This is a genomic window from Vogesella mureinivorans (assembly GCF_007644035.1).
Classification (GTDB): Bacteria; Pseudomonadota; Gammaproteobacteria; order Burkholderiales; family Chromobacteriaceae; genus Vogesella; species Vogesella mureinivorans.
The window spans coordinates 1-289 of the sequence record NZ_VMTV02000821.1 but is presented as its reverse complement, the minus strand read 5'-3'; the positions used below and the strand labels follow the sequence as shown (position 1 = coordinate 289).

At 76.5% G+C, this 289-nt stretch carries 1 pseudogene; it reads left to right on the top strand.

Annotated features, from left to right (window positions below):
• Window positions 1–289, top strand: a pseudogene (locus FLQ44_RS19795) (substrate-binding domain-containing protein); the annotation flags it as partial.

Here is a 289-nt window from a genome sequence, read left to right as displayed (position 1 = left end):
CCCACCCATGCGCCGCCACGCCCTGCCCCGCCTGCTGACCCTGTCCCTGGCCACCGCCCTGCTCGCCGCCTGCGGCGGCTCCCAGCAGCCGAGCACCGGCACTGCCGGCGGCGCCGCCGACGCCCCCGCCGCCGCACCGGCCAGCAAGGCCCAGCAGATCACCGGCGCCGGCTCGACCTTCGTATTCCCGGTGCTGTCGCGCTGGTCGGCCGAGCACAACCGCCTGACCGGCGCCCAGGTCAACTACCAGTCGATCGGCTCCGGCGGCGGCATCGCCCAGGTCAAGGCC